Raw genomic sequence first — 25,502 nt, forward strand, 5'->3', positions numbered from 1 at the left:
TAATTGTTGAAAGCGCTGCAGCGGGGCAGGGCAGTCGCACGCGAGGCCGATCCTGCGTATCGGGAAACTCTTTGCCGAGCGGGGGCGCGCAACCTTCCCGCCGCAGTCGGCATGGCGGGATGCCTGATCGTCCGGCGATACCCTGTCTATCCTGGCTTGCGCTACAATAACCCGGTTTTCTCCATGTTCCCCACTGCCACCATGCCTTCTTCCCTGCGCCTGCGGGTGCTTGCCTCCGGCGGGCCGTTGCAGGATCCATCCCGCGTCGAACGCGCGCTGTTGCGTTTCGAACAGGCCGGATTCGCCATTGACAATGCCATCGCCGCTGACCGGCGGTTCGGCCGTTTCGCCGGTACCGACGAGGAGCGGCTTGCCGACTTCTCCTGCCTGACCGATGGCGGGGCGCCGATGCCGGATCTCTTGATTCCGACTCGCGGAGGATACGGCATGGTGCGTCTTCTGGGGGATCTCGATTACCCCGCCCTGTGCCGCGGCATGAAAGAGTCCGGCGCGATTCTGTGCGGCTACAGCGATGTCACGGCCTTGCAGATGGCGCTGCTGGCAAAGGGCGGGATAGTCAGCTTCTCCGGACCGATGCTCAATTCCGACTTCGGCGCGCCACGCATGAGCCGGTTCACTCTGGACCGTTTCCGTCTTGCGCTGTCCAACCCGGTGTTCCGCGTCGAGGCCAAGACCGGCAGGTCCGAATCGCTGGATCTGGAAGGCACCCTGTGGGGGGGAAACCTCGCCGTTATCTGCCAGCTTGTCGGCACACCGTATTTGCCGGCGATCGAAGGCGGCATTCTGTTTCTCGAAGATGTGGGCGAGGAGCTGTACCGAATCGAACGCATGCTGTTCCAGCTGTTTCACTCGGGGATTCTGGCACGGCAGAAGGCCGTCCTGATCGGCCGGATCACCGGAAGCAAACCTGATTTTTATGATCCGGACGGATATACAATAACGGCGGTGCTGGAGGCGATTCGCCGTCGTCTCGATGTGCCGGTGCTCGATGGACTGGCCATCGGGCACGTGCCGGACATCCTGTCGCTGCCGGTCGGCGCCCATGCCCGGTTGACCGGAGCGGAAGACGGCTATGCCCTCGAAATCGGCGGCTACCCCTGGCTTGAGGAGCGGGCCGCGCGAGTCAACTGGGAGGCGTTTGCCCAGTAACGTTCATCCGGGGACTGGCCAGTACGAGGAATAAAGGTTTAAAGTGAATCGTACCTTGCCAGGACTTGCATGATGACAACGAGAACAGAACACGATCTGCTTGGCGCGCGCGAAATTCCCGACCGGGTTTACTGGGGCATTCATACCCTGCGCGCCGTCGAAAACTTCCCGATTACCGGCCAGACCATCAGCGAATACGGCGATCTGATCACCGCCTTCGCCATCATCAAGCAGGCCGCCGCCCTGGCCAACCGCGATCTAGGCCTGCTGGACCCCGTGCTGTGCGATGCCATCTGCCATGCCTGCGATCTGCTGCGGGAGGGGCATTATCACGGCGAGTTCGTCGTGGATGTGATCCAGGGCGGCGCCGGCACGTCGACCAATATGAACGCCAACGAGGTGATCGCCAACCTGGCGCTCGAACACCTTGGCAGGCAAAAGGGCGACTATGCCTTCCTTCATCCCAACGAACATGTGAATCTCAGCCAGAGCACCAATGATGTCTATCCGTCGGCGCTGCGTCTGGCGACCTGGTTCGGGATCTGGCGCCTGCAACTGTCCATGCAGGCGCTGAAGGAGGCGTTCGCGGCCAAGGCCGACGAGTTTCGCGATGTGCTCAAAATGGGGCGCACCCAGTTGCAGGACGCCGTGCCGATGACGCTGGGGCAGGAATTCCAGACCTATGCCGTCATGCTCGGCGAGGACATCCTGCGTCTTAGCGAAGCGGGTAATCTGATGATGGAGATCAATCTGGGCGCCACGGCGATCGGCACCGGCATCAACTCGCATCCCGATTATGCCGGCAAAGCCTGCGATCACTTGCGCCAACTGACGGCGCTCGATTTTGTCACGGCTCCCAATCTTGTCGAAGCGACCCAGGATTGCGGCGCATTCGTTCAGGTATCCGGCGTACTGAAGCGCGTGGCGGTAAAACTGTCCAAGACCTGCAACGACTTGCGTCTCCTGTCGTCCGGTCCGCGCGCCGGGCTTAACGAAATCAATCTGCCGCCCAGACAGGCCGGTTCGTCGATCATGCCGGGCAAGGTCAATCCGGTCATTCCCGAGGTCGTGAATCAGGTGGCCTTCGAGGTGATCGGCAACGATGTCACGGTCAGCTTCGCGGCCGAGGCGGGACAGTTGCAGCTTAATGCGTTCGAGCCGGTGATCGCCTACAGCCTGTTCCGCAGTCTCAAGCATCTTGCCGCGGCCTGCGACACACTGCGCGAACACTGCGTGGTCGGCATTACCGCCAACCGCGAGCATTTGCGCGAGATGGTGACGCGCTCCATCGGACTGGTAACGGCCCTCAGTCCCTACCTCGGTTATGAACTCTCGACAGACATCGCCGCCGAAGCGCACGCCAGCGGCGCCAGCGTGCACGATATCGTGCTGGCCCGGGGCCTGATGAATCCCGAGGAGCTCGAACGCGTTCTTCAGCCGGAATCACTGACTCGGCCGCGCAAGCGGGAAGCGTAACCTTCCTCAGTAGTGAGGCGGAATTTCGTGTCCGGCGGGAGCGGTCCCGCCGTCCGCCTGCATGCCCTTGACGTGCTGGTAGAGCAACCGCATCTGTTGTTGCAACAGATCCATCTCCCGTTGCTGGCGGGCCACGGTCTGGTTGAGGGCGTCGAGCAGCTCGTCCTGGAAGGCGATCCGCACTTCCAGCTCGGCGATTCTGTCTTCCATGGGGGATGCCTTTCTGTTTTGCGTTCAATGGGGGGTCGATTCTAAGCCACCGCCGCCTGACTGGCCAACAGCCGTCAGGCGGCGTTTTTGCATTCGCGCGACAGGTATTGCCGGCAATTATCTGATCTGCATCAAACGTTTTGACATGAATAGTTCATATTTATACTATTCCTTCATGAAAAAAACACCGGATCTGCCATCTTCCCTGGCGAACGCCGCTGAACGGCTGGAACGCATCGGCCAATTGGTTCCCGACGACCATAAACAGCTGGTGATGCTGCGCATGATGATGAAACTTGCGACCGGCGCCATGAACAACCGGATGCGGGATCTGCTGCGCCAGCAGGATCTGCATACGGTCAGCTTCACGGCGCTCACCATGCTGATCAACGATGATGGAACCCCCCTGAATCCTTCCGAGTTGTCCGCCATGACCGGCGAATCCCGGGCCAACATCACCCGAGTGTGCGACGAAATGGTCGCGCGCGGACTGCTCAACCGTTGCGGCAACCCGGACGATCGACGGCGCGTCGACCTGACGCTGGCACCCAATGGCCGTGACATTCTTCATGCCCTGATGCCGCAAGTGCATCGACTGATCCTGGGGCCGCTGGCGGCACTCGATCAGGACGAGCGCGACGCGCTGGAGCGCATTTTGAAAAAACTGATCCATGAACTGGACAATCAGCCGGTCCGGTGAGGCCGGAGCCATCAATCGCGAGGCACACACATCATGAAACTTTCTCCCCTGGCGGCCATGATCCTGACGGCATGGTTGTCCGCCTGCGCGGTTATTCCGCCCGATGGGGCCATCCCCTCCCGGCTCGATGCGAAAGGCGCGGAGCGGATGGACCGAATGCCGGCGGGTGCTGAAGAGTGGCCGCAAGACCAGTGGTGGCACCGTTACCGGGATCCCCAGCTTGACGGCCTGGTGACCGCCGCGCTGGCCGGCAGTCCATCCATGGCGTTGGCCGCCGCCCGTTTCAAGCAGGCCGAAGCGCGTCTTTTGGCCAGCGAAGCCTCCGATAAGGTCAATGCGACGATCTCCGGCAATGCGACACGCCAGCGTTACCCCGAGCACGACATTTATCCGCCGCCTCTGGCCGGCAGCTGGAAAAATCACGGTCAACTGCAAGCGCAAGCGGCGCTGGAGATCGATCTGTGGGGGCGCAACCGGGCGGCGATCGCTTCGGCGGTGGGCGAGCGCGAGGCAGGCCGGGCGGATCGCGCGGAGGCGGCGAGAGTCTTGGTCGCCGCGGTCGCGCAAGGCTACTTTGCCTGGCTGGCCGATGAAGCGCGATGGCGTGTTTCCCAGCGGCAAAGCGAGGTGCTGACGGCCCAGACCGGCCTGGCGCAACGACGCGTCGCCGCCGGGCTCGATCCGGTCAGCGCGCTCGATGCGGCGCGCGAAGAACTGGCCGTCGCGAAGGCGCAAACCGAGCAACTGGATGCCCAGCGCCTGCGCGACCGGGAAGCGCTCCGGGCACTGGTGGGTGGCGACGCCCGTCACATCGAATCGTTGCGGGTCAGGAGCTTGCCGGAACCCGCCGCCGGACTGCCGGCGACGTTGGGGTTGCACCTGCTGTCGCGTCGGCCGGATCTGGTCGCGGCCAAATGGCGTGTCGAAGCGGCCGTTCAATCGGTCAAGTCGGACGAAGCGGCGTTCTATCCCGATGTCAATCTGACCGGCTTTTTCGGTTTCAACTCCATCGGTCTGGAGAATCTTTTGCAGGCCTCCAGCCGCGGACCGGGAATGTCCGCCGCGTTTTCCTTGCCACTGTTCGACAGTGGACGCTTGCGCTCCCGGCTCGGGGTGAGCCGCGCCCAGCGCGATGCGGCCATCGCGCAATACAACCAGACCCTCGTCAATGCCGTGCAGGACGTGGCCGATCAGGGGTTGGCATGGCGCGGACTGTCTCGTCAGAAAGACGAACAAACCCGCGCGCTGGCCGCTGCCGACAGGCAGCGCCAGGCGGCGGTGCGACGCTCGGCGTCCGGTCTGGCCGACCGTCAGACGACGTTGCGCGCCGAATTGCCGGTACTCAAGGAACACGATCAATTGTTGCAAGTAAACAAAGCCATGTTGCTCGCCGACGTGGCGCTGACAAAAGCGCTCGGGGGTGGTTATCACGCCGTCTCCCCGTCCGGCACGACGACCTCTGGAGACACGCAATGAGCCAAGCACCCAACCCCAACGCGGCCAAACGCAAACCGATGATGACCGCGCTGGCGGCCGCCTTTCTTCTGGCCGGCGCCTGTTACGCCCTGTATTACACGCTGGTGTTGTCGCAGCGTGAGGAAACCGACAATGCCTATGTGGGCGGTAACCTTGTGGCGTTGACTTCCCAGGTCAATGGTACGGTGGTCGACATTCGCGCTGATGAAACGCGCTTTGTCAAAGCCGGCGAGAATGTCGTGATGCTGGATCCCGCCGACGCCGAGGTGGCATTGCGCCAGGCGGGCGCGCAGCTTGGCGAGACGGTGCGGCAACTGCGCCAACAGTATGCCGGGGCGGGACAGTACGACAAACTGGTCGCTCAGCGCGCGAGCGATCTTGCCCGCGCCGAGGCGGATTATCAGCGCCGCCAGCCGCTGGTGGCCGATCAGGTGGTGTCCGCCGAGGATGCCGACCATGCCCGTCGGGCGATGGAAGCCGCGCGGGCGGCTCTCGAGGCGGCCAGGCGGCAAGCCGAGGCCGCTCATGCCCTGGTCGATGGTGTTGAGTTGCAAAAACATCCCACCGTCCTCAAGGCCCGGGCGAATTTTGTGCAGGCCTGGCTTGCCGCGCGGCGCAATGCTCTGGTGGCTCCGGTATCCGGCTACGTCGCCAAACGCAGTGCCCAGGTCGGTACCCGCGTCAGTCCCGGGACCACGGTTTTGAGTATCGTGCCGCTCGATCAATTGTGGGTGGATGCCAATTTCAAAGAGTCGGAGCTGGCCAATATCCGGATTGGCCAGAAAGCGAAAGTCACTACCGACATGTATGGCGGAAAAGTTGTATACGAGGGCAAGGTGGTGGGTCTGGGCGCCGGCACGGGCAGCGCCTTTTCCCTGTTGCCCGCGCAGAACGCCACCGGCAACTGGATCAAGGTCGTGCAGCGGGTTCCTGTCCGGATTTCGCTCGATCCGAAAGCCCTGATGGAGCATCCGCTGCGCATCGGCCTGTCCACCACCGTCGAAGTCGAAACCCGCGACCGGTCGGGACCGGTTCTGGCCGCCACGCCGGCCAACCAGTCCTTGTACCAGACGCGGGCGCTGGCGCAGCCGTTGCCTGAAGCCGACGCGTTGGCCGACAAGATCATCGCCGGCAACGCCGGTCATTGAGCGGGGAGCCTGCCATGAGCCAATCCCTCGCTGCCGGGCGCAACGAAGCCCCGGAGCCGCTCAAGGGCGGGAAGCTGGCGATCCTGACCATTGCCGTGGCGTTCGCCACTTTCATGGAGGTACTGGACACGACGATCGTCAACGTCTCCGTGCCGCATATCGCCGGTGACCTTGCGGCGAGCCCCACGCAGGGGACATGGGCGATCAGCTCCTACGGTCTGGCGGCCGCCATCGCGGTGCCGTTGACCGGGTGGCTTGCGCAGCGCTTCGGTCAGGTGCGCATGTTCGTGCTGTCGGTGATTCTGTTCACGCTGATGTCGGCGCTGTGCGGCCTAGCCACGAGTTTGCACGGCCTTGTGGCGTTCCGTTTTTTGCAGGGGCTGGTGTCCGGTCCGATGGTGCCCCTGTCGCAGACACTGCTGTTGTCCAGCTACCCTCACAATAAAAAAGGACTGGCGCTGGCGCTGTGGGCGATGACCGTGGTCGTGGCGCCGATTTTCGGGCCGATGCTGGGCGGTTATCTGACCGACAACTTCAGTTGGCCGTGGATTTTCTACATCAATCTGCCGGTGGGAGTCTTCGCCGCCATCGTGTCGTGGTCGTTGCTCAAGACGCGAGAAACTCCGACGGAGAAAAAACCGATCGATCTTGTCGGGCTCGTGCTCTTGTTTGTCGGCGTGGGCAGTCTGCAGATGATGCTCGACAACGGTAATGATCTTGACTGGTTCAATTCGACATTCATTGTGGCGCTGACCGTGATCGCGGTGGTCTCGCTGGCTTTCCTGGTGGTCTGGGAGCTGACAGACCACCATCCTGTTGTCGATCTGTCCTTGTTCCGCTTGCGCAATTTCCGGTATGGCGTATTGACTCTTTCGCTGGGCATGTTCTGCTTTTTTGGCAGTACGGTCATCTTCCCCTTGTGGCTGCAAACGGTTAAGGGGTATACCGCCACCTGGTCGGGACTCGCGACGGCGCCGGTGGGGATTCTGGCGTTTTTCCTGTCGCCGCTGGTGGGAAAGAATATCCAGAAGCTCAATTTACGCATTCTGACCTCATTCGCTTTCGTGGTGTTCGCCACGACAATGTTCTGGTTCGCCAGCTTTACGCTGGATACCGAGTTCGGGCAACTGATCTGGCCGCGTTTGCTGCAGGGCATCGGCGTGGCATGTTTCTTCGTGCCGCTCAACCAGATCATTCTGTCCGGTATCGGTCCGGACCGGATGGCCGCAGCCTCGGGATTGTCCAATTTTTTCCGGACATTGTCGGGCAGTTTCGCGACGGCAATCGTGACATTCATCTGGACGCACCGGCAGGAAATGCACCACGCGCGCCTGACCGAGTACGTCGCCGCGGCCAATCCCTCGACCCAGGATTATCTGGCCCGTCTTGGCGATGCCGGCATCAAGGGATCATCCGCCTACGCCAGTATCGAACAGACCCTGTCGCAGCAGGCTTATATGCTGGCGACCAGCGAGGTGTTCTGGATGATGGGGGTGATTTTCCTGTTGCTGATTCTTGTTGTCTGGCTGTGCCGCCCGCCGTTCGGCTCCGTGGGAGGGCCGGGAGGGGGGCATTGACGAGGCAATAAAAAACCGGGGAGATGTTCCACCCCGGTTTTTTATTGCCTTCGTAGCCGGTGTCAGAAATAAAAACTGGCGCCGACCTTGGCAAGATGCACGCCGCGATTGGACAGCACTGTTGTGCCGTTGTATCTCAGTTCGTTGCCTCCGAACAGATATTCGTATTCGCCACGCAGCGCAAAGCGCTTGCTCAGATAGAGTTGGCCGCCAAGACCCAGTCCGAGTTTTAGCGAGTTGCGCGTGCGGCTTTCACTGACTTCCGATCCGAACGGTCTGAGGCCTTTTGCCTGGAATTTGTCCAGGCGGACCGTTCCTTTGGTGGACACTGAGTTCACGCTGACCTTGCCGTACACGCTGAACCGGTCGTTCACCGGATTGATGCCCAGCAGCGCGACGCGCAACGAGGTCATGTCCATGGAGGCGCTGCCCGTGGCGTTGGCGAACGGTTTCGTCTGACCTTGTTCCGTGGCCGAGCCGTCGATACGGGCCGACGCCCGGCCAAGATTCGCGTAGGAGACCTCGACCGCGGAGTTGGGCCCCAACTGGTAGCCGCCGCCCAATTCCCAGATCGCTCCTGGCGATCCGCTGCTGCCGGAGCGAAATTTCAGATCGATCTTCTCTTCCTCCATGTTGGGCGTCACGGTATGTATGTGGCCCGAGTAGCCTGACGGGTTGTAACCGGTGTTGGCGAACACGTAGAGTCCCGAGTCCGCGGCCCGGGCCGCCAGGGGGGCGAGAAGCAGGGCAAGAATGGCGTATTGTTTCGTCATGAATGGTATCCTCGAGAGTGAGCGGTTATGGAACGGACGGAGTACGTGAACCCCGATGGATTGAAGAAAAAGTCTACGGAGGGAGAGCGTGGCGCGGATATGAGCGGGTTCCGCAAGAGGAGGGGGAATCGGCTGGAGATCGCCGCGATTTGTCCTGCCTACCGCTTCCGTCCCGGGCAAGGGCCAGGGACGGTTCGAGCTAGGGTCAGAACGAAATAGCGACGCCAATCTTGGCCAGATGGATGCCGGAGCCTTTCAGGATGGTCTGGTCATTCACGGCAACGTTTGTTTTGCCGAACAGGTACTCGTATTCGCCACGCAACGCGAATTGCTTGTTGACCCGATATTGCATGCCCATGCCGATACCAGCCCGGACAGAGTGATCGGAAGCCGATTTGGTGTCGAATTTCTTGAATGTGGTTTTCGTGTTATGTGTCCTGTTTTCCACCTCCGCGTGCTTTAGCGTCAAGGAGGCGCGGGTATTGATGGCGTTGAGGCTGGCCTTGCCATAAAGATCCAGATCCTGAGTTACCGGATAAAGTCCGAGTACCGCGAAGCGATATGCCGAGGTGTTGAGGGAAACCTGTCCGGAGCCCGACTTGGCGATGGATTGCCCGTTCATGCGCGCGGTGCCCGAGCCCGAGAAGCCGGACGAGGACGATCCCAGATCGGCGTACGACAGTTCCACCGCCAGGCCGGGCCGGATGGTGTAGCCTATGCCCAGCTCCCAGATGGCGCCGAACTTCTTGCTGTTGTCAAAGCGCAGTTCCTCGCGGGACTTGTCCGCCTGGAAAGCCAGGGTTTGTCCACTGAGCGAGCTGGTGTTGTAGCCCATGTTGCCAAGTGCGTAAAAGCCGGAGTCGGCTGCCTGCGCCATGCCCGCCGTCAGTAAAAAGGCGGTAAGCGCGATGTTTTTTTTCATGACGAATCCCTGATGCGTGTCGTTGGAAACGCCCGGTACGAGAATGCCCATACCCGGCAACCACGCAGTCTAGGAAGTTCGGCGATATGAGGTAATGAGCGTATTCCGGTTTGGCAGGAGGGTGGGGATGATCGGCGTGTCGGATGATGCCTGTCACGGTGGATCAAGCCGGAATAATGCGATGGATCTGCCCTTTTGCGAACAGCAGGCTCAGCAGCGGCAAGGGGGAAAACGTTTCATCGACGCCCAGGGCCGCATCGGTCGCGTGCTCCAGGGTATGCGAGGTTTGCAAGGCCTCGAGAAAGCGGCCTTCCGCAATCGGCAGGGCTTTCACGTCAATCCGCCCTTGCTCCCTTGTCACCATGGCGCACTCGGGCAGGTTCAGCGAACCGGCAAAAGACGGATCGGGAGCAAGGTGGGCGAGCCACAGGCTTGCCACAGGATACGAAGAGAGAATGACACCGAAGGATGGAATGAATTCCAGGCGAAGGGCGGGCCAAGTCTCACCGGGAAGCGAAGCGAGCATGTCGAGGCTTGCCGGTCGGGTGTCTCGCGCGTAATAGGCGCGATGCGCCAGCCACTCGAGCGCCGCCACATCGGCCAGATAGGAAGGCAGCCCGTTACCGGTCCGGGCGATGAACTCTCCCAGTTCCGAGCCAAAATCATGCAGATTGCCGCTGCGGGAGGGCGCTGTCGCCAGAAACCGTCTGCCGATGAGATCAAAGCAGGTATCGCCGACCAGTTGGCGGCATACCGGATAGGTTCGGGACAGGGTATCCAGCAACGCCAGGCGATAATTGCCGCGGTAAATGGCGAGCGCGGCCTCCGTGACACCCGGCGGAGGGGCGCTTGGCGGGACATCCGAGGCGATGGCGTCGAGCAGCCCGGTTTGCCAGTCGGTGAAATCAGTGCCCATGGCGCTTCTCCAGGATGGCGCGCGCGCGACCGGCTTCGGCCCGCAGGCGGTGCAACGGCGGAATGGACTGATCCCATTCGATCAGGGTTGGCTTCGGTCCAAGGGTGGCGACCACCGATTCGAAGAGTGTCCAGACCGCTTCATCGATCGGGTGATCGTGCGTGTCGATCAGCATCCCTTCCCGTGTGGAGTGACCGGCCAGGTGTATCTCGCCGATGATGTCGGCGGGGAGCGCTTTCAGAACAGCGTCGATGTCGGTGCCGAGGTTCGCGCGGTTCACGAAAAGATTGTTCAGGTCGAGCAGTACGCCGCATCCGGTAAGACGCGATAATTCCGCGAGAAACTCGCCCTCATTCAGGGTATTGCCCGGGTAGTCGGCGTAGCTTGACAGGTTTTCCAGAAGAAGCGGCCGTCCCAGCGCATCCTGGGCTTCGCGGACATGACTGGCCACCATGGCCAGGCTTTCTTTGGTGCGGGGAACCGGCAGAAGGTCGTTCACATAGCGATGCGCGCCATCATGGTTGAAGGCCAGATGTTCCGATACGGCGGCCGGTTCGATCCGGTCGATCAGCCGGCGCAAGGCCGCAAGCAGACCGCGGTCGGGCCGTGCCGGCGAAGCCAGCCCCAGCCCGACTCCATGAAGGGAAACGGGCCAGTGCTCCCGAACCCTGCCGAGCATGTCCAGCGGCATTCCGCCTTCGATGAAGTTTTCGCTGTGCACTTCCACCCAGCCAAGCGGAGGAAGGGTGTCGAGCACTTCCCGGTAGTGCGGCGCGCGCAGTCCGATGCCGGCGTCAATCGGCAATGCAGTCATTCCGGCTCCCGCATGATATTGCTGATCCGGTGAGTGTACCCGATTGCGCCATCGGGCTGTTTTACCCTGTTCCCGAAACGGGTGGCCTGCCGCTTTACATCGCGTACGGTTGGGCCTAGGCTGATCGAATCTTGATGGCATAGGAGCCGGCGGCGTGGGCAGAGCGTTTGTCTGGCTGGTGGTCTGTGCGCTTGCGGCGATGGCGCCTGCTTGCGCGCGCGAGTCGGTGAAGTTGGGGGCGGAGGAAGACTGGTCGCCGTTTTCCGGACTGGACAATGGGCGTCCGGCCGGATTTTCCGTGGAGGTCATTCGTGCCGCATACGATGCCGTCGGCCTGGATGTCGAGTTCGTCCCGTACCCCTATGCCCGCTGTTTGAGCCTGACGATGAGCGGCGCCTTGCCGGGCTGCTTCGATATCATCCGCAACCAGGAACGCGAGAGCGCGTTTCTGTGGCCGTCCCGCCCGCTGTTCAGGGCCAGGATCGGCATCTTCGTGCGCAAAAACTATCCGGCCCCCGTCGTCCGGCCCGAAGAGCTGTCAGGTCGCTCCGTGGCTGTGACGCACGGTTACGAGTACGGCGATGCGATCGACAGGAATGCGACGATCCGCAAAGTGGAAGGCCTGCGCGATGAATCGGGGTTTCGCATGCTCAAGGCCGGTCGGGTGGATTACATGCTGGCCTACCAGAATGTCGCGGATCACGTCTTTCGCCAGTGGGACCAGGATTTCGGCGGCCAGTTCCGGATGGCCGGTACGGCGTACGAAGCCGCGCTGTTTGTCGGGTTTTCCCGCCGGCACCCGCAATCGGCGCGCTATGCGAAGCTGCTGGACTTGGGGTTGGAGATCATTCAGGGCAACGGCCGCTATCGCCAGTTGCAAGTGCGTTGGGGTGTCGAGTGACATTTCCGGGGAAACGGGAGGCGAGCCCGCCTCCCGGTGGCATTACGCCTCGGTCAGATCGAACGGGCCGCTATGCACGAACACCAGCTTACAGGCTTCGAGATAGCGCGCGTCGTGAATGCGCCCGCCCTTGATGTAGCCTGTCTGGCCTTTTTCCAGGACAACGGGTTCGCCATCCTTGACCAGCCCTTGCGGCGTCTGACGATAGAACTGAACCGCCATGCGCCCCTCGATCACGACGGTCATGTCGTCGCCAGGGTGGAAATGCGGGGTTTCTTCGCTGCCAGCGGCCCATTGCTCGAGAAAGACTTCCACGCCATCCGGGTTTTCCGGGAGGGTGGTGCGGATCAGGAATCCGGCAGGCCCGTCCTCGGGGGCGATGTGGTGGCGCCAGACATCGCTGGTATCGGCGGTGAGGGTCAACGTATCGTGGGACATGATGTGCTCCTTGCTGCGTGACGGAAACGGCGGGACGCATTCCCGCCGCTTTCGCGATGTGTCGGAAAATGTTGTTGTGTGCAGTGTAGCGTGGCGGGCATGGGCTTGCGCTGACCAGGATCAGGACTGGTTCAAAGAAGATCCGCGAAAACCGGCAAGCCGGCCCGGACAACCAGCAGGACAAAAGCTCCCAGCGTGGATCCCAGCAGCGCCATGCCCACAAACTCGCTCTGTGTTTTCAGCGCCGATGTAAAAACCAGCAGGTTGGCCGCGATGGGTAGCAGCGGCATCAATGCGAAGACGCGGATTTCCAGGGGAGTGAGCCACCCCCTCGCTCCGCAGGCGCCGATCAGGATTACGGTGAGCACCGCGGCGCACAGAACACGTGAAACCAGCAGCCCGAACAACGCGTTCCATGGAAGACGGCGTAGCGAAACTCCCGCGACACTCATTCCGACCAGCGCCATGCCCAATACGGAGGTGATCAGAGCGGCACCCTCCAGGAGTCCCGAGAGCGGCGCGTTTTGGCTCAGCGCCGTGGCGAACCCGGCTGCGCGCAAGCCGAACGCGGCCAGCGCGCAAGGCAGGGCGGGAAGGCTTAACAGTTTGCCCGCCAGATGCCCCGGCGATAGCCGGTCGCTGGCCATCAATGCGTAGCCCACCGTGTTGCCGAACAGCATCCCTCCCACGTACATGGCGGTCATCGCCAGCATGCCTTCCGTGCCGTATAGGGCCTGGGCGATGGGCACTCCGAACCAGCCGATATTGAAATAGCCGAATGCGCAACGCAAAGTTCCGGCGGCGATCCATCTTGCGAAATGACGGACAAATAACGAGGCGGTCAGGGCCATCATCGCGCTGACGGCGAAAGACAGTCCGCACAGTGTGAGGAAGGCTCCCGTGTCGGACTGGAGTGCGCCTTTGAACACGGTCAGCGGCACGAAAACATACAGCAGGGCCTTGCCGACCCCCGCTTGCGACAGGCTCGTGGTCCTGCGCGCGACATAGCCGGCGCCGACATAAACACCGGGCGGCAGAAGTTTGGGGAGGAGAATGGCTAGGGCGCCAAGGCTCATGGCGATCTCGCTGGCCAAAGGGCCGGTAGTGACAGACGGGGCGCATCGTAAGGGGGCGAGCGTTTTATGGGAAGAGCCACTTTGCCCGGGTCACTCTGAGCCAGTTTCGGGCAGGATGTTCTCGTCGAGCACGGCAAGCGCATTGGCGAAGTCCAGCCGGCTCATCGCCTGGTTAAGCCGCGCCGCCTGACCGGGAGGCAGCCGGTGCTCGAGAGCGTTGCGCAGCGCCTGGTATCGGGTCAGCGCCGCCATATTGTTTTGCCGGAGGAGTCTGCGCCATTCCTCGATCTGTTCGCGATTCATCGTTTGACCGGCGGGTGGTCGCTCAAGGCCGTCGCTCCAGCGGCGCAATGCGTCCAGGGCTTGCGCAAGATCGTCGCCGACACGGTCGAGGTGTTCCGCCGCCGGCACCGCGTCGCCTGCGCGCAAGGCGTGTTCCGCCTCGAGTGTGGTTCGCGCCAGCCGCTCTGCGCCGAGCGACCCCAGTTCACCGCGCAGCGCGTGCATCAGGCGGGCCGCATCATCGAATTGTCCTTGTGCGAGAGCCTGGCGGGCCAGGCTTACCGGGGTGTCGCCGCGCTCGACAAGAAGTTGTATCGAATCGCGCAAGGTGGCGCCGAAATGCGGGTCTTGCCGTGCTTTGTCGTGGAGGATGGACAGACGCAGGGGGGCGGGGTCCCCCGATGGCGCGGGGGACGGGCCGGACGTCGCGGGATCTTTTTTCCCCAGATACGTTGCCAGGGTATCGAGCAATTGCCGGATATCGATCGGTTTCGCGACAAAATCGTCCATCCCCGCCGCCAGACACTCATTGCGTTCACTTTCCAGCACGCCGGCCGACATGGCGATAATCGGGACCGACAGTCCCAATTCGCCGCGGATCCGGCGCGTGGCGGTGAAGCCGTCCATGACCGGCATCTGCACGTCCATCAGGATAAGGTCGAATTCTCCGGGGGTTGCGCGCAAGATATCCAGCGCTTCGGCGCCGTTGGCCGCAATCGCGACACCGATACCCTCGCGGGTCAGCAGCGACTCCGCCAGCGTCTGATTGAACGTATTGTCCTCGACCAGCAGCACGCGGCCTTGCAAAGCTTGGGCAGGCCCCGGTTCCGGCAAGCGGGCGGCAGGCTCGGGCCTGGTGCGCGAAGCCAGTCCCGTGGTTATCGCGTCATGGAGAGCGGAGGCCGTGACGGGTTTGACCAGAATGGCGTCGGTCAGCGGTTTGGCGGCCAGGATATCCGGCGACTCCCGTTCAAAGGCTCTGACCATGAGCAGGATGAGGCCTTCGCGGAACCGGGGGCTGCGCCGCAAGGTTTCGATCGCGGACAGATGCTTCGCCGTGACAAAACGGCCGTCGATCAGCAACGCATCGGGCATCGCCCCCGCGGAGCCGGTCAATTCGCCAAGCGGCGCGAGCGAGGTGTCCGTCATGGCCCGCCATCCCAGGGCGCCGACGCTCAGGGCCAGGTCGGTTAGGACGATGTCGCTGTCGGAGAGAACCATCAATGTCAACGCCTGCGTCCGGGACGAATGCGCCGGCGTGACACTGTCGGCGGACGCATGAAACGGCAGGGTGACCGTGAACGTGGAGCCCTTGCCGAGTTCGCTGCTGACATCGAGCGTTCCTCCCATCGCCGAGGTCAAGCGCTTGACGATGGCCAGACCCAGCCCGCTTCCGCCAAAGCGGCGGGTGACCGAGGCATCGGCCTGCGTGAATGCGGAAAACCCCCGTTGCAGTTGTTCTGCGCTCATGCCGATGCCTGTGTCGATGACATCGAAAGCCAGCCAGATGAGCTCTCCGCGCCGGTTGTGCTGACGTATGCGCAGTGAAACATGACCGCGCTCGGTGAACTTGATGGCATTGCCGCACAGGCTGATCAGGATTTGCTGCAAGCGCAATCCGTCGCCGACCAATGCCCGCGGAATCCCGGGCGACAGGCCGATGGACACCTCGACCGGTTTGTCGCCGACTCCGACGGTCATCATGGTCGCCAGAGCGTCGATGACGTGGGACAGTAAAAAGGTTTCCCGGACAATCTCCAGCCTGTCGGCCTCGATTCTCGAAAAATCCAGAATGTCGTTGATGATACCGAGCAGCGCGCGGCCCGCCGCACTGATCATGTCGAGGTATTTGCGCTGATCCGGTGTGAGCGGTGTGTCGGCGAGCAGTTGCGTCATGCCCAGTACGGCATTCATCGGAGTGCGGATCTCATGGCTCATGTTGGCGACGAACGCGCTCTTGGCGCGGCTCGCTTCTTCCGCGGCATCGCGGGCTTTTTCCAGACCGAGCTGGGCCAGTCTCGCTTCGGTTGTGTCGCGATTGACACCGACCATGCGCATCGGCCGCCGCTCCGAATCCCGGATGAGAAGGGCGGTGGCCGCGATATAGCGCACCGCGCCATCCGGCCCGAGGATGCGGAACTCGGTGTTGAAGTCCTCATCGCGATCCAGCGTGGCTTGCAGTTGCGCCTCCGCGTCGGCGATATCCTCCGGATGCACTCTGGTGCGCCACATGCCGTAATTCACCACGGTTTGTTCGGATGGCGGAAAAAAATAGAGACTGAACATACGCGAATCCCAAATCAGATCGCCGCTCTGCATATTCCAGTCCCAGACGCCCATTCCAACTGCGCGCGTGGCGAGGGTCAGCCGTTCGGACAGGGCAATGATCTGGTTCTCCTGCGCCTTGCGCTCGCCAATGTCGTCGATCTGGATGATCAGATCCTGACCGTTCTCACTCTCCAGCCGCGACACCCTGACCTGTACCCAGACTTCCGCGCCCGACTTGTGCAGATAACGCTTTTCCAGCTGGTAATCGTCGATCTCGCCGTTCTGCAGGCGTTCGAACATGCCAAGAGAAACGGCCAGATCCTCGGGGTGGGTGAGCCGATGGGCCGGCAGCGCCAGCAATTCTTCTCGGGAGTAGCCCAGCATGCGGCACAGCGTCTGGTTGACCTCGTAAAGCTGACCATTGCCGTGGGCGAGGGCGAAACCGGTGGCGGCAAAGCGCATGGCGTTGCTGAAGCGGCGTTCGACAAGCTGGCGCGCCTCTTCGCGAAAACGGCTCTGCCCCGTGCTGGCGGCCAGAAGCAAGGGGGATACGACGGACAGGAGAATCGGCAGATAGATCAGGATGATTTCCCAGCGGTGCCGGATCGGCGGCAGGACGAACCATCCGAGCGATACCGTCACGCACGTGGTGACCGCCCCGGCCAGGACAACGAGGGCCGTGGCTTCGATCGTCAGCCAGATGGCGGCGAAGGAGAGCGCGATGACGAGATAGATGAACGGGAAGGGCAGATGGCGGAATACCAGCATGGAGAGCAGAACGGCGCCCGACGTCGCGGCCAGCGACGGCAGGGACAGCATGCGCGACACGGTGCGATCGATGTCCTGCCGCAGGAGCAGCAGCATGATGGGCAGGAACGAAGCGAGGCCGATCGTGGCGCCGGCGAACCACGATGGCCAGATGGCGGAGAATGACGCATAACCGTGCAAGGCGATGAAAGCGGCGCCGAGGGTCGCGCCCAGCAGTGCCGGCAGCAGGCAGCCGGACAGCATCAGTTGCAGCAATCCTGCCGGATTGCGGTCGAACGACGGCCATTGTCTGCCAGAGCGCAGAAGCAGGGCCGCGGTCGAGGATTCGGCCAGATTGGCCAGCGTCATGGAGACCGCGAGGGCGAGCGGGTCGCCGTAGGCCATTCCCGCCGTGATGTTGCTCGATCCCGCCGCCAGCAGCAAGGAGGGCCAGCGGCCGGGCGGGGCGCAGGCCAGCCAGCCGGCGAGTCCGGCATTGGCGAGCCAGAGTGTGGCGATGTTGCCCTGCTGACGCGACAGCATGATACCCAGTCCCGCCAGCAGAAAATACACCAGCCCGCAGGCAATCGCGCTATTGCCCAGCCTTTCGGTCGGGCGTGTTCGGTGATGGGACATGGCGAATCGCTCTTCCGGTAAGTAACGTGTGAAGAAGGCTCACCAGCACTGACCATGAATTCCTGTGACGACAGGGCGCACGGCATTGCATGGTTCCGATTTTCTCGGGGGCGCCTGTACCAAAGGACAGCTCCCGGACTCTTCCCGGCAGAATCGGTGAAGCCAGTCCATACTTGGTGGTGTCGGCATGCCTCCATTTTTTGCGGATAGCATTGGTATTGAATCTATGTTCGAAGTACCCACTGACAAACCTCCAGTCATATTGATCGTCGATGACGAAGCGACGAATATCAAGGTTCTTCATGAAGCGGTGGCCGAACTGGGCGAGGTGATTTTCGCCAGTAATGGCGTATCCGCCCTGGAGAGGGCCCGCGCGCTCAGGCCCGATGTCGTGCTGCTGGATATTGAAATGCCGGGTATGGACGGATACCGGGTTTGTCGTGAACTCAAGGTCGATCCGGTGACCGCCGAATGCGCGGTCATTTTTGTGACGGCCGACAATAATCCGCTTCATGAGCTTCAGTCGCTGAATCTGGGGGGCGCGGACTTCTTGCAAAAGCCGATCAATATCCCCGTTGCCCGGGCCAGAGTCAAAACCCAGCTCGCGCTCAAGCGTCAGGCAAGCTGGCTTGCCCAGGCCCGGCGTGATCTGGACGAAGTGGTGCACAATCTGCCCGCTTTCATCGCGTACTGGGATACCGGGTTGCACAACCGCTTCTGCAATGATCTGTCCGGAGCCTGGTTCGGTGTGATGGCGCGCGGCATGTTCGGGATGACACTTCCCGATCTGGTGGGCGAGGATGTGCATGCCGCGATGCTGCCGGCGCTCAGGCGGGTGCTGGAAGGAGAAAATGCCGCATTCGAACTGGATCTGACCCAAGGCGAGCGGGGGTTGCGCTATGCCCAGGCTTCCATGGTCTGCAACAGCGAGAATGGCAAAACCACGGGTTTTTTGCTGCTTCTGACCGATATCACCGCGCGCAAACTGGCCGAGCTGCAGTTGTTCGAAGAAAAGGAGCGGATCCGGATCACGTTGAACTCCATCGGCGATGCCGTTGTTTCAACGGATGAGCAAGGTGCCGTCACCTTCCTCAATCCGATTGCCGAGGCGATGACCGGATGGCGCGGAAGGGATGCTGTCGGCCGTCCGGTCGAGACCGTGATGCGTTTGACGGACAGCGAGACGAAAGCATTGACCCGAAACCCGGCCCGGCTCGCTCTCGAAGAGAAGCGGATTGTCGGGATGGGCGTGAATTTCACGCTTTTCACGCGCGATGGGCGGGAGTGCAGCGTGGAGAGTTCGGCGGCGCCGATCATGGATCACAAAGGGCAGGTCACAGGGGCCATCGTGGTGTTTCACGATGTCAGCGAAGCGCGAGCCATGGCGATCAAGATGACGCATCTTGCCCACCACGACGCGCTGACGGATTTGCCCAACCGCATGTTGCTGATGGACCGTATGGATCAGTCGCTGCGGCAGGCAAGCCACAACGGTACCCGCATCGCCCTGATGATTCTCGATATCGACCAGTTCCAGTTGATCAACGACGCCATCGGTTACGCCACCGGGGATGCGGTGTTGCAGCAGATATCGTCGCGAATCCAGACATTGCTGCGAACGACCGATACCTTGTGCCGGCAAGGAGGGGACGAGTTCATTTTGTTGCTGCCCGGTCTGGATTCTGTGGAAATGGCAGGAGAAATGGCCGAGTCGCTGATGGCCATCTGCGCAACGCCGTTTCCTGTCGGGGAGCATGCGTTGACACTCAGCTTTTGTATCGGGATCAGTGTGTATCCGGACGACGCCAGTGATCGCGAGTCGCTGCTGCGTCATGCCGATTCGGCCATGTTTCGGGCCAAGCAGAACGGACGCGGCCATTACCAGTTCTTTTCCAGCGACATCGAAGAATTGCTGCTGGCCCGGCATCTGATCGAGCGGCACTTGCGGGAGGCGCTGGAGCAAAAACTGCTGGATGTGTTTTACCAGCCCAAGGTCGATGTGGCGACGAATGCGATCGTCGGTGTGGAGGCTCTGCTGCGTTTGCGCAGACCGTCCGGGGAGCTGGTGTCTCCCGCCCAGTTCATTCCCCTGGCCGAAGAGTCGGGCCTTATCGTGCCGATCGGCCGTTTCGTGCTGCACAAGGCGTGCGAGCAGGCCCGAGCCTGGCATGATGCGGGATTCGATGTGAAGGTCAGCGTCAATATCTCGGCCATCCAGTTCGCCGGCAGGGACTTCCCCGCGCTGGTGCAATCGGTACTGGCCGAAACCGGTATGAAAGCCAGCCGGCTGGAGCTGGAGATCACCGAGGGGGTCCTGATGACCGATGTGGACACGGCCCGCTCGACACTGTCCTCGCTCAAGGCCCTGGGCGTTCAGATCGCCATTGACGATTTCGGTACGGGGTATTCCAGCCTCGCCTATCTCAAGCGTTTTCCGCTGGATGTGCTCAAGATCGACCAGTCCTTCGTCCGGGACATGCTGACCGATAGTAACGATGCGGCGATCATTTCCGCGATCATTACGCTGGGTGACAGCCTGGGCATGCAACTGGTGGCCGAAGGCGTGGAGGAGGTCGCCCAGGCCGAAGCGCTGAGGCGGCTGGGATGTCCGGTCATGCAGGGCTATCTGTATTCCCGCCCCTTGCCCGCCGAGCAAATGACGGAACTGCTGGCGCGTGGGTTTTAGCGCGGCGGCGCCGGTGCGCCGGTCGCCGCCGCGCTTGTCTCACAAGGTCAGGGCTTCCCTGTCCGCGGCCGCCGGGCGGGGAGATGCCTCCCGGGCAACCAGGAATTTCTCGAAATGCAGTTGCCGGTCAGCCGGGTCGGGGAACCACGTCACGGACTGCTCGATGATCGGCGCCCAGTACGGTTCGACGATGCGATAAACAAAGTCGTGATCCAAGGCCTCCGATTCGACAACCCCCGCGCGCGGATGGTCATGCATCCATTGCATGCCGGCGATGATGCTCGAGACGACCTGCAGGCTTGTCGCGTTGTTGCACACCGCCATTTTGCGCGCTTTGCCGATGGAGAGGTTGGAGCCGATCCACAAGGCCGGATGGCGATCGCTGATGAGAAAAACACCGAGTTCATCGATCCCGCTGACAATCTCGTCCTTGATGACATGGCTGGCATGGATTCCGTCTGTCGTTCCATCTTCCAGCAGACGCATCGAGGCGACGGCGTCATCGCAGGGATGGTAGGCATAATAGGACGTGGGGCGATAGAGGACATCGCCCCGATCGTCGCGCAGAGTCAGATAATCGGCGATCGACACCGCTTCGTTGTGCGTGATCAGAAAGGCCTCGAAGTCGAGGAAATTGGGACTCCAACTGCGCACTTTCAGGGTGTGGGCGGGTTGGTCGATCATGATGGCCGCTCCGCATCCGTCATCGTGCCTTCTGCCGCCGACCGGCAGGAACGGCTCATGGCTTCCCCAGCCGAGTTCCGCCGGTTGCAGGCATTCCGTCACCAGTCCTTCGACCGACCATGTGTTGAGAAACTCGTCCTCGGCGCGTGTCCGGCGGGTGATCTGGGTGTCGCGTTCTGAAATCTGGATGACACGGATCCCCAGATGCCTGGCCAGTTGCGCCCATTCCGAAGGCGTTTCCGGCTGAGGACACGGCTGGCCGCTTGCCCGGGCCATCGCGATCAATCCCCGTTTCATCAATACCGACACAAAGCCCGGGTTCGCGCCATGCGCGACGATCGCCGTACTCCCGCCTTGCGAGGTTCGCTGCAGTTCGAGCATGGATTCGCGTAACTGGTAATTGGTGGTGGCGATTCCCGCCGTGCCATGATCGTATTCCCACGGTTCGATGCAGGTGTCCAGATAGAGTGCCTGCGAACGCTGGGCGAGGCGGATCAGGTCGGTGCTGGATACCGAGGTGGCCAGATTCAGAAGATAACTGCCCTCCTCCAGCCAGGGTGTCAGAAGCGGCTGGTAATTGTCCCGGGCGATGCGCTGCTCGAACAGCTTCACCTTGAACTGCGCGGCGGCTTTTCTGGCTTCCGGCGTAGGGCATGGCTCGAAGGCCACGATGTCGCAGCCGGGAAAATGCTTGTCCAGTAAAGGCAGGATGCCTTGCCCGATATTACCCAGTCCGATGATGACGATACGTTGAATCAATTCCATTCCCCTTGCAAGTAACCATTGCCGTGGTGGCGAAGAAAAGAAGGCGGTATTGTCAGCGCGAGGCCAGGAACAGGCGTTTGTTCACGCCTGTCACGATCAAGGCGAGGATGAGCAGAATGTTGACCAGTCCGGCCACAGCTTCGGTCATGGCGGCATGCTCGAACATCGCCTGGTTGCCGATCCGCAGGAAATCGACCGATTCGCGGATGGCCGGGAAAATGAAAATGTGCGTGTTCAGCGCCACGAGAACAAAGCCGATGCCTTTGGCTTTTTGCCAGGCCGTCCGAGGCAGGCCGCTCATGACCATGCCGGTCAGCCCGACCACCCACATGGCGGGAATCGTGACGTAAAGGGTGCCGGCCAGCACGAAGTTGCGGCTGAATGCCAGGGCTTCACGACTTTCCGCGACAGCGCCCGCGACGATGTAAGCGACGATGCTGCCAAGAAACAGGGAGAGGCCAACAAAATGCAGGGTTTTGAGTAAGGTCTTCATGGTTTTCCTATCAGTTAAAATATTCCAAAGTTGTCAGAAACCATATTCCATTGCCGTTGCGCGAAGCACCGACGGCGTCTTCGTGTCCGTGATCTCCACATCCCATAAGGAAGGGGACGCAGGCTCCACTGTCGCCAGACATGAGACCAATCCGTGCGTCTCGGGAGGCCAGAACAGGTGGCAGGCGTGACGGCCCACCGATACCGGGCCTTGCCCTCGTGTCAGCGCGGGCATGACCGACAGGCTGGACGGGTGAAGGTGAAAACCTGTTCCGACCAGCTTGACCAGGCTTTCCTTGCCGGCCCATAGCCGCCTCAACGATACGGCGTCGATCTGCGGGCTGATTTGCCGTTCTTCACGGCTGGCAATCAGTCGATAAAAATGCTGAAGATCGGTGAAGCTCCTTTCACATTCGATATCCACGCCTATCCCGGCGCGGGACAGGCCGGCGAGCACGGCTCCCCGGCAATGGCTGAGATTGAACTGGATGGCCTCGTTGAGCAGATAGGGCTTGCCGAACGAGGTTCTTCCGATGACCACGTCCTCCATCCGTATTCCCTGCGCACAGGCCAGCAGACGTCGTATCCAGTAGGCCGCGCGGCAGCGTTCCGTTCGCCGGTCCGCGGCCGGAAAGCGGAACAGGAAGAGGCTGGGCCGATCAAGCGAGATGCATGACAGGCGCTCCAGTTCGGCTGACCGAATCCGTTGCCAGCCGCCCGGTACGGTTACGTCTCCAGTCTCGCGCGCATCCATTTCGCCGCTTTCGGCATGAAGTCGAAAAAGTAGTTCTGGCAGACATGCGCTTCATCGGGGTACAGCATCGTGCCGGTCTTGTCCGGCCCGGCCCAGGCCGCGATGCGCTGGCAGTTATCGGCGGGGAAAACCATGTCATTGCCGCCATGGATGCAGAGGATCTGCCCGCGGGGCGCCGGCAGGTCCGACACCGTCAACTGCCGTTCGGCCAGCGCCGCCATCTCGTCATCGCCGCCGGCTTTGAACACATAGCGAAAGTCGTGGCGCACGCGCGGATTGATCTCACGGTAATTGCGGACATCGAAGGCGCCGGACAGGTTGATGGCGGCGCGGAAGGCGTCGGCATGAGCGGCCAGGCAGCGTAAAGCGAGAAGCCCCCCGAAGCTGACGCCGAACACGCCAAGGCGGTTAGGGTCGACGCGACGGTGGCTTTTCAGGACAGCCAGAACCTCGTCCATCACGGCTTCGAACGGGCAATGCATGGCACTCTTGCCGAGCAGCTCCCCCTGACCCGGACCATCGAAAATCAGGCAACTGATCCCCTGGCGCAGAAAATACCGGGCGAACTGATACAGCTCGACTTCCTTGGCCGAATCGAGTCCATTGATGAGGACGACGGTTGGGGCCGGGCCTTCCGCTCTCGCATGGAACAGGTATCCGGGCAGTGTGTGCGGGCCGAAGGTGATGCGCACCGGTTCGGATGCTGTTGGCAATGCCGGCGCCGCCAGCCGGAACGCTTCGGCGACCTCCCGCCGGCATTGTTCCTTGCGGTCCGTGTCCTGGAAAAACATGAATTCCGCCCAATGGTAGGCGGCCGCGGCCTGGAGTCTGGTTCTCGCGGCCTCGTCCGGCGATTGATCCCGGCTTTCCGCCATCCAGGTATCGCCCCGGTGTTTCCAGGCCTCGAACCACTGAGTCCAGAAACGGGGCGGGTCGGTTTGCACCACGGGGTCAATGTCGCGGCAGACGTGAACGATTTCCCCCCACTCGGTGCCGCCGAACATCATGCGGGGGAAGAAATAATGCAGTTGGGCGAACGTGTCCGGATGGATCGTACTCATGGTTGCGCACCTTGCAAGTCGTGGTGGAAAACAGGGATCAGCCGTGCTTCGTCGAGGGTGTCGAGCAAGGTCTGTTTGATGACTTTGCCGTTCTTCCCCCGGGTGAAGGCCTGCTGTGCCGGGACCAGATATTTGGGATGCTTGATGGGGCTGAGCGCTTCCCCGATGCGGGCGCGCAAGGCGGCCAGCGTGTCGTCGGTGTTGTCCTCCGTCCGGAAAAACACCACCGGCACCTGCCCGTCGCCTTGCGGGTCGTCCGCTCCCGCAACGGCCAGCTCGATAATGCCCGGTACCGCGCAGAGCACGTCTTCGAGCTCTTTGGGGTAGACGGTGAATCCCTCGCCCAACAGCACCACGTCGTCAAGACGGCCTTTGAGCGTCAAAAAGCCCTGGCTGTTCATGAATCCCGCGTCCCCGGTCTTGAGCCAGCCCGCCTCGATTTTTCCTTTCGACCTCGGGGACGCGGAGGCCGCGTCCCAGTAGCCGGCCATGTTGCCGGGCGAGTCGACCCAGACTTCGCCGATCGTTCCGGCGGGAACGGGCTTGCCGCGCGTGTCGCGGACCTCCAGTCTCACGCCGCCGGCCGGCCGGCCGACAGTGCCTTTGCCGGCATCGTGCTCTTCATGATGCAGCCAGCAGAAAGGGCCGGTCGTTTCCGTCAGGCCGTAACCCTGCAGCCACAGGCAATCGAGTCTGGATTGGGCCTGTTCGAGCAAATGGCGGTCCATCGGCGCGCAACCGTAGGCTATCAACTCGAGCGACGCAAGGTTGCGGCGCGCAAGATCGGGGTCGCGCAAGGCCTGCGCCAGGCAATAGGGAGGGAGCATCAGGTGGGTCGCGCCATGGCGCTCGGCCAGCGACATGACTTCCGTGTGGGCCCCTGCATCGACGATCAGCGCCGAACCGGCATGAATACCCGCCAGCATCAGCAACTGACCGACCATATCGATGATGCTCGCGTCCAGCAGGATCCTGGCCGCGCCGTGCAGGCGCATGGCGCTGGCAACCTGACGGCCCTGGGCGAGCAGGCCGCGCTCCGACAGGCAGACGCCTTTCGGGGTACCCGTGGTGCCGCTGGTGTAGCACTGCACAAGAATCGTGTCGGCAAGGCGGGCTTCCCCGGGAAGCGGCCGATTCCGCATCGTCTGGACGGCGCCATCGTAACGCAGACCACGTCCTTCGACGCCGACTCCGGTTTTGCCGGTGCCGACGGTCCAGTCGGCCTGTGCATCCGTGGCGATACTGCCCAGCTCCCACCGGCTGCCGCGTGTCAGGCCTTCCAGATAAATCAGGGTCAGGCCAAGGTAGCTGGCGGCGATTTCCAATTTGACCAACGGGTAGGTCTCGCCATCGGTGATGAGCAGGCGGTCTCCCGGTTTGACTTCATTGTCATTGAGGAAATGCACCACGTCATGCACATCGTCAAGCAGATCCCGGTAACTGAGTGAACGGCCATCCACAACGACCGCCGTACCGGATGGCTCGCGCGCTTCCGTCTGGCGTAATGTTTGGTAAAGTGAAGGCATCACA

Annotated in this window: 21 protein-coding genes; 8 read left to right on the forward strand and 13 right to left on the reverse strand. The window is 61.8% G+C overall.

Annotation, left to right across the window (positions count from 1 at the left end; genetic code table 11):
• Positions 1-183 precede the first annotated feature (183 nt).
• Positions 184-1,170 carry an LD-carboxypeptidase gene (locus JNO50_RS05495; protein WP_189532381.1) on the forward strand — a complete coding sequence of 329 codons (987 nt, stop codon included), beginning with the start codon at positions 184-186 and terminating at the stop codon, positions 1,168-1,170.
• 72 nt (positions 1,171-1,242) lie between these two features.
• On the forward strand, positions 1,243-2,646 hold the full coding sequence (gene aspA / locus JNO50_RS05500; RefSeq protein ID WP_189532383.1) for an aspartate ammonia-lyase: 1,404 nt from the start codon (positions 1,243-1,245) through the stop codon (positions 2,644-2,646).
• Positions 2,647-2,652: 6 nt separating this feature from the next.
• Here aspA and JNO50_RS05505 read toward each other — a convergent pair whose 3' ends face one another.
• A complete protein-coding gene (locus JNO50_RS05505; protein ID WP_189532385.1) occupies positions 2,653-2,856 on the reverse strand; it encodes a SlyX family protein in 204 nt (67 codons plus the stop codon).
• 175 nt (positions 2,857-3,031) lie between these two features.
• Here JNO50_RS05505 and JNO50_RS05510 point away from each other — a divergent pair, with 175 nt between their 5' ends.
• From JNO50_RS05510 to JNO50_RS05525, 4 genes are read left to right on the forward strand one after another with little or no spacing between them, the layout of a single operon-like run.
• Entirely contained in the window at positions 3,032-3,556 is a 525-nt protein-coding gene (locus tag JNO50_RS05510; RefSeq protein ID WP_189532387.1) for a MarR family transcriptional regulator, read from the forward strand.
• 33 nt (positions 3,557-3,589) lie between these two features.
• Positions 3,590-5,032, forward strand: coding sequence for an efflux transporter outer membrane subunit (locus JNO50_RS05515; protein ID WP_189532389.1), 1,443 nt, complete (start codon positions 3,590-3,592; stop codon positions 5,030-5,032).
• Entirely contained in the window at positions 5,029-6,180 is a 1,152-nt protein-coding gene (locus tag JNO50_RS05520; protein ID WP_189532392.1) for an HlyD/EmrA/EmrK family protein, read from the forward strand. Before JNO50_RS05515 ends, JNO50_RS05520 begins: the two co-directional genes overlap by 4 nt.
• 14 nt (positions 6,181-6,194) lie before the next feature.
• The gene (locus JNO50_RS05525) at positions 6,195-7,757 is read left to right on the forward strand and encodes a DHA2 family efflux MFS transporter permease subunit (protein WP_189532394.1); all 1,563 of its coding nucleotides are present in this window, start codon (positions 6,195-6,197) and stop codon (positions 7,755-7,757) included.
• A 62-nt stretch (positions 7,758-7,819) separates the two neighbouring features.
• Here JNO50_RS05525 and JNO50_RS05530 read toward each other — a convergent pair whose 3' ends face one another.
• The 4 genes from JNO50_RS05530 to bufB all read right to left on the reverse strand — a co-directional run bounded on the left by JNO50_RS05530 (position 7,820) and on the right by bufB (position 11,182).
• Positions 7,820-8,530 carry an outer membrane beta-barrel protein gene (locus JNO50_RS05530; RefSeq protein ID WP_189532396.1) on the reverse strand — a complete coding sequence of 237 codons (711 nt, stop codon included), beginning with the start codon at positions 8,528-8,530 and terminating at the stop codon, positions 7,820-7,822.
• Positions 8,531-8,735: 205 nt separating this feature from the next.
• Positions 8,736-9,452 carry an outer membrane beta-barrel protein gene (locus tag JNO50_RS05535; protein ID WP_189532398.1) on the reverse strand — a complete coding sequence of 239 codons (717 nt, stop codon included), beginning with the start codon at positions 9,450-9,452 and terminating at the stop codon, positions 8,736-8,738.
• Positions 9,453-9,615: 163 nt separating this feature from the next.
• Positions 9,616-10,368 (reverse strand): HvfC/BufC N-terminal domain-containing protein, encoded by a 753-nt coding sequence (locus JNO50_RS05540; protein WP_189532400.1) that lies wholly within the window; start codon positions 10,366-10,368, stop codon positions 9,616-9,618.
• Entirely contained in the window at positions 10,358-11,182 is an 825-nt protein-coding gene (bufB, locus tag JNO50_RS05545) for an MNIO family bufferin maturase (protein WP_189532402.1), read from the reverse strand. Before bufB ends, JNO50_RS05540 begins: the two co-directional genes overlap by 11 nt.
• Before the next feature lie 154 nt (positions 11,183-11,336).
• Here bufB and JNO50_RS05550 point away from each other — a divergent pair, with 154 nt between their 5' ends.
• Complete coding sequence (locus JNO50_RS05550; protein WP_189532404.1) at positions 11,337-12,083, forward strand: substrate-binding periplasmic protein; 747 nt, start codon at positions 11,337-11,339, stop codon at positions 12,081-12,083.
• A 42-nt stretch (positions 12,084-12,125) separates the two neighbouring features.
• Here JNO50_RS05550 and JNO50_RS05555 read toward each other — a convergent pair whose 3' ends face one another.
• The 3 genes from JNO50_RS05555 to JNO50_RS05565 all read right to left on the reverse strand — a co-directional run bounded on the left by JNO50_RS05555 (position 12,126) and on the right by JNO50_RS05565 (position 17,530).
• Positions 12,126-12,521, reverse strand: a complete 396-nt coding sequence (locus JNO50_RS05555) for a cupin domain-containing protein (RefSeq protein WP_189532406.1) — start codon at positions 12,519-12,521, stop codon at positions 12,126-12,128.
• Between the two features lie 131 nt (positions 12,522-12,652).
• On the reverse strand, positions 12,653-13,597 hold the full coding sequence (locus JNO50_RS05560) for an AEC family transporter (protein WP_189532408.1): 945 nt from the start codon (positions 13,595-13,597) through the stop codon (positions 12,653-12,655).
• Positions 13,598-13,687: 90 nt separating this feature from the next.
• The gene (locus JNO50_RS05565; RefSeq protein WP_189532416.1) at positions 13,688-17,530 is read right to left on the reverse strand and encodes a PAS domain-containing protein; all 3,843 of its coding nucleotides are present in this window, start codon (positions 17,528-17,530) and stop codon (positions 13,688-13,690) included.
• 226 nt (positions 17,531-17,756) lie between these two features.
• Here JNO50_RS05565 and JNO50_RS05570 point away from each other — a divergent pair, with 226 nt between their 5' ends.
• Positions 17,757-20,216 carry a two-component system response regulator gene (locus JNO50_RS05570; protein WP_189532418.1) on the forward strand — a complete coding sequence of 820 codons (2,460 nt, stop codon included), beginning with the start codon at positions 17,757-17,759 and terminating at the stop codon, positions 20,214-20,216.
• Between the two features lie 39 nt (positions 20,217-20,255).
• On the opposite strand, the gene JNO50_RS05575 is transcribed toward JNO50_RS05570, so the two are convergent.
• The 5 genes from JNO50_RS05575 to JNO50_RS05595 all read right to left on the reverse strand — a co-directional run bounded on the left by JNO50_RS05575 (position 20,256) and on the right by JNO50_RS05595 (position 25,498).
• On the reverse strand, positions 20,256-21,665 hold the full coding sequence (locus JNO50_RS05575; protein WP_189532420.1) for a saccharopine dehydrogenase NADP-binding domain-containing protein: 1,410 nt from the start codon (positions 21,663-21,665) through the stop codon (positions 20,256-20,258).
• 52 nt (positions 21,666-21,717) lie between these two features.
• Positions 21,718-22,158: a hypothetical protein gene (locus tag JNO50_RS05580; RefSeq protein WP_189532422.1), complete on the reverse strand. Its 441-nt coding sequence runs from the start codon at positions 22,156-22,158 to the stop codon at positions 21,718-21,720.
• Between the two features lie 33 nt (positions 22,159-22,191).
• Complete coding sequence (locus JNO50_RS05585; protein ID WP_189532424.1) at positions 22,192-22,707, reverse strand: 4'-phosphopantetheinyl transferase family protein; 516 nt, start codon at positions 22,705-22,707, stop codon at positions 22,192-22,194.
• Between the two features lie 176 nt (positions 22,708-22,883).
• On the reverse strand, positions 22,884-23,972 hold the full coding sequence (locus JNO50_RS05590; RefSeq protein WP_189532426.1) for an alpha/beta hydrolase family protein: 1,089 nt from the start codon (positions 23,970-23,972) through the stop codon (positions 22,884-22,886).
• Positions 23,969-25,498, reverse strand: a complete 1,530-nt coding sequence (locus tag JNO50_RS05595; protein ID WP_189532428.1) for a class I adenylate-forming enzyme family protein — start codon at positions 25,496-25,498, stop codon at positions 23,969-23,971. Before JNO50_RS05595 ends, JNO50_RS05590 begins: the two co-directional genes overlap by 4 nt.
• Positions 25,499-25,502 lie beyond the last annotated feature (4 nt).

This window comes from Paludibacterium paludis (genome assembly GCF_018802605.1).
GTDB classification, from domain to species: Bacteria; Pseudomonadota; Gammaproteobacteria; order Burkholderiales; family Chromobacteriaceae; genus Paludibacterium; species Paludibacterium paludis.

Bases quoted from the DNA above. Each gene is read 5' to 3' on its own strand.
- JNO50_RS05495 (WP_189532381.1), top strand. From the start codon at position 184: ATGTTCCCCACTGCCACCATGCCTTCTTCCCTGCGCCTGCGGGTGCTT.
- aspA (WP_189532383.1), top strand. From the start codon at position 1,243: ATGACAACGAGAACAGAACACGATCTGCTTGGCGCGCGCGAAATTCCC.
- JNO50_RS05505 (WP_189532385.1), bottom strand. From the start codon at position 2,856: ATGGAAGACAGAATCGCCGAGCTGGAAGTGCGGATCGCCTTCCAGGAC.
- JNO50_RS05510 (WP_189532387.1), top strand. From the start codon at position 3,032: ATGAAAAAAACACCGGATCTGCCATCTTCCCTGGCGAACGCCGCTGAA.
- JNO50_RS05515 (WP_189532389.1), top strand. From the start codon at position 3,590: ATGAAACTTTCTCCCCTGGCGGCCATGATCCTGACGGCATGGTTGTCC.
- JNO50_RS05520 (WP_189532392.1), top strand. From the start codon at position 5,029: ATGAGCCAAGCACCCAACCCCAACGCGGCCAAACGCAAACCGATGATG.
- JNO50_RS05525 (WP_189532394.1), top strand. From the start codon at position 6,195: ATGAGCCAATCCCTCGCTGCCGGGCGCAACGAAGCCCCGGAGCCGCTC.
- JNO50_RS05530 (WP_189532396.1), bottom strand. From the start codon at position 8,530: ATGACGAAACAATACGCCATTCTTGCCCTGCTTCTCGCCCCCCTGGCG.
- JNO50_RS05535 (WP_189532398.1), bottom strand. From the start codon at position 9,452: ATGAAAAAAAACATCGCGCTTACCGCCTTTTTACTGACGGCGGGCATG.
- JNO50_RS05540 (WP_189532400.1), bottom strand. From the start codon at position 10,368: ATGGGCACTGATTTCACCGACTGGCAAACCGGGCTGCTCGACGCCATC.
- bufB (WP_189532402.1), bottom strand. From the start codon at position 11,182: ATGACTGCATTGCCGATTGACGCCGGCATCGGACTGCGCGCGCCGCAC.
- JNO50_RS05555 (WP_189532406.1), bottom strand. From the start codon at position 12,521: ATGTCCCACGATACGTTGACCCTCACCGCCGATACCAGCGATGTCTGG.
- JNO50_RS05560 (WP_189532408.1), bottom strand. From the start codon at position 13,597: ATGAGCCTTGGCGCCCTAGCCATTCTCCTCCCCAAACTTCTGCCGCCC.
- JNO50_RS05565 (WP_189532416.1), bottom strand. From the start codon at position 17,530: ATGTCCCATCACCGAACACGCCCGACCGAAAGGCTGGGCAATAGCGCG.
- JNO50_RS05570 (WP_189532418.1), top strand. From the start codon at position 17,757: ATGTTCGAAGTACCCACTGACAAACCTCCAGTCATATTGATCGTCGAT.
- JNO50_RS05575 (WP_189532420.1), bottom strand. From the start codon at position 21,665: ATGGAATTGATTCAACGTATCGTCATCATCGGACTGGGTAATATCGGG.
- JNO50_RS05580 (WP_189532422.1), bottom strand. From the start codon at position 22,158: ATGAAGACCTTACTCAAAACCCTGCATTTTGTTGGCCTCTCCCTGTTT.
- JNO50_RS05585 (WP_189532424.1), bottom strand. From the start codon at position 22,707: ATGGAGGACGTGGTCATCGGAAGAACCTCGTTCGGCAAGCCCTATCTG.
- JNO50_RS05590 (WP_189532426.1), bottom strand. From the start codon at position 23,972: ATGAGTACGATCCATCCGGACACGTTCGCCCAACTGCATTATTTCTTC.
- JNO50_RS05595 (WP_189532428.1), bottom strand. From the start codon at position 25,498: ATGCCTTCACTTTACCAAACATTACGCCAGACGGAAGCGCGCGAGCCA.